The sequence below is a fragment of the Mesorhizobium sp. M7A.F.Ca.CA.002.04.1.1 genome (genome assembly GCF_004022805.1).
GTDB lineage: Bacteria > Pseudomonadota > Alphaproteobacteria > Rhizobiales > Rhizobiaceae > Mesorhizobium > Mesorhizobium ciceri.
The window spans coordinates 1-2403 of sequence record NZ_RZPL01000809.1 but is presented as its reverse complement, the minus strand read 5'-3'; the positions used below and the strand labels follow the sequence as shown (position 1 = coordinate 2403).

The following is a 2403-nucleotide window of genomic DNA, read 5'->3' as shown; positions in this document are numbered from 1 at the left end:
GGCCGAGGCTGCGCATGTTGCCCTTTGTCCCCGCAAAAGAGATTTAGGCCTGGGGACAAACGGAGGTTCCTGATTGACGGACTGGGTTGCAATTCTGAAGGAGCAGACCGCCATTGGCGACCAGATGGGCCGCGAGGTGCCGCAGATGCTGGCCAATCCCGACATCAGCGAAGCGCAGGTGAAGACACTCTTTTCCGCGCTGGAGAAACAAGCCGAGTTCGTCGAGAAACTGCGCATGGCGCTGGAAAAATTCGGCCATGATTTCTCGATCATCAAGGCCGCGGAACGGCTGGAGGAGCTCTATGCCGACCTCGCCGCATCGGTGGCGGAAAAACTGAAAGCGATGCGCAAGTAGGGCAATTTGGGAAAGCCGTGCAGCGCTCTACCTTGAAAATGTGTGAAGACAACTACTTTTCGATCACCCGCGCAAAGCGCCTATCCGGTACGAGCCATATCATCGCGACCAGCACATAGAGCGCGACGCCGATCCACTGGCTGACGAAGGTCAGCACGACGGCCACGATATAGACAGCCAGCGAGAGCTTCCCCTTGCGGTCATTACCCAGCGCCTTGGCAAAGGCGGTATCATTGCCGTGCAGGCGATGCAGCGCGGCGGCGAGTATGGTGTAGGCGATGGCGCATAGCGCGAGGTCGGTGCCATAGACTGCTACCGGCACCGGCGCAAAGTGGTTCTCGCCCATGAAGGCTGTGGTCACCGGCATCAGCGACAGCCAGAACAGCAGATTGAGGTTCGCCCACAGCACGCGCCCGTCGACCCGCTGAACGGTGTGGAACATGTTGTGCAGATTGTTCCAGTAGATGCCGACATTGATGAAGGACAGCACGTAGCAGAAGAAGATCGGCCACAACGGCACCAAGGCGGAGAAATCCTCGCCATGCGGCACTTTCAACTCAAGCACCATGATGGTGATGATGATAGCCACGACGCCATCGGTGAATGCCTCGACCCTGCCTTTGCCCATGGATCCCACCTTTGCCCGCGATGAATTGTCGAAAGAGAGTAACGCTAGCGGATGTTGAGGAGCCAATAAATGGCAACCGCGAAATTCCTCAACCATGTCCAAGGAAAATCCGGCATCAGTCCCGCTGGCCAGGACGGTTACGGCCGCCCACCTGTTGACTTTTCTTGGCTTGGCCGCTCCTCTTGCAGGGCAGTCTTGGCCGAAGCAGATGAACGGCCGGGATTCGAATGGAGGGGACTGATGAGATTTCGTTTTCTGCTTGTGGCCGCGACCATCCTGGCCGCGGTGTTCGGGACGTCCGCCGCGGCCTTCGCCTACAGCGCTCACACCTCGACCAACCTCAACGTCCGCAGCGGGCCGGGAGCGGGATACGCCAAAGTGGGAACGCTGCCCGCCGGCTTCAGGGTCAATGTCACCGGCTGCCAGCCGGGCTGGTGTAGAATCCATGGCGGCGGCGTGAGCGGCTGGGCCAGCGCCGGTTATCTTGAACGCTCCCAGATCGTTCGCCCGCCAATCATCATCGTGCGTCCGCCGCATCGGCCGCCACACTGGCACAAGCCGCACCGTCCTCCGCACCATCGGCCGCCGCACAGGCCGCGTCCCGGCAAGTGCAAGATCGCGCCCGGCTTTGCTTGCAGGTAACGCCGACCGGTTGAACGATAGATGACGGATCGGAGCCGCTGGCCCCGATCCGAGCCTGTTCAGCCGGCGGACATCCCGCTCAAGCAATGTCCACCGTGCTGTCAGGAGCCTGCCTGTCGGTTGGAACGTCGTGGATGAAACCGCGTTAGATCCTCGATCCCCGAAATTGGTGACGAGGTTGGCCATGGCCATTCGCGATTTTGCGCATACGCACGAAGGGGCAGGTGGCGATGCTCTCGCAATCCCCACCGTCGCCGCGATGATTGCGGTGCTGTTTGCCGGCAGCACGGTGCTGACGCCGCTCTACATCGTCTACAAGCAGCAATTCGGCTTTTCACAAATCACCCTGACGCTGATCTACGCCGTGTATGTCGTCGGCAATCTGGCGGCACTTCTGATGTTGGGCAGCGTCTCCGATATTGTCGGACGCCGGCCCGCGAGCCTGGCGGCCATGCTCGTCGCCATCGTCAGTGCGCTTGTCTTCCTGTTTGCCGTAAACGTCGTCTCGCTCGACGTCGCCCGCATCCTGAGCGGGCTTGGCATCGGCGTCGGCGCGGGGACCGGAACCGCGTGGATTGCCGAGCTTCTTCCCGGCGCGGACAAGTCGCGCGCCAGTGTGATTGCCACCAGCACCAATTTCCTCGGCCTCGGCCTCGGCGCACTGATTTCGGGATTTCTGGCTGAATACGAGCCATGGCCGTTGCGGCTGATCTTCATCGTCTATCTGGCAGCACTTGTGGTGGTGACGATCCTGGTCTGGCGCACTCGCGAAACGGTG

At 60.8% G+C, this 2403-nt stretch carries 4 protein-coding genes; 3 read left to right on the top strand and 1 reads right to left on the bottom strand.

Annotated elements, in window-relative coordinates; translation table 11 throughout:
- The first annotated feature begins 73 nt into the window (after positions 1-73).
- Positions 74-355 (top strand): hypothetical protein, encoded by a 282-nt coding sequence (locus tag ENZ75_RS28780; protein WP_027160626.1) that lies wholly within the window; start codon positions 74-76, stop codon positions 353-355.
- 52 nt (positions 356-407) lie between these two features.
- Here the strand turns inward: ENZ75_RS28780 and ENZ75_RS28775 are convergent, their stop codons facing one another.
- A complete protein-coding gene (locus ENZ75_RS28775; RefSeq protein WP_013530981.1) occupies positions 408-983 on the bottom strand; it encodes a TMEM175 family protein in 576 nt (191 codons plus the stop codon).
- Positions 984-1223: 240 nt separating this feature from the next.
- Here ENZ75_RS28775 and ENZ75_RS28770 point away from each other — a divergent pair, with 240 nt between their 5' ends.
- Both ENZ75_RS28770 and ENZ75_RS28765 read left to right on the top strand, forming a co-directional pair.
- Complete coding sequence (locus ENZ75_RS28770; RefSeq protein WP_063168298.1) at positions 1224-1625, top strand: SH3 domain-containing protein; 402 nt, start codon at positions 1224-1226, stop codon at positions 1623-1625.
- A gap of 184 nt (positions 1626-1809) precedes the next feature.
- Positions 1810-2403 (top strand): MFS transporter (locus ENZ75_RS28765; protein WP_164888076.1); only part of this gene is annotated, 594 nt, incomplete at its 3' end.

What these genes read in the sequence shown, in the direction of transcription:
- ENZ75_RS28775 (WP_013530981.1), bottom strand. Translation starts at nt 983, where the DNA reads ATGGGCAAAGGCAGGGTCGAGGCATTCACCGATGGCGTCGTGGCTATC.
- ENZ75_RS28770 (WP_063168298.1), top strand. Translation starts at nt 1,224, where the DNA reads ATGAGATTTCGTTTTCTGCTTGTGGCCGCGACCATCCTGGCCGCGGTG.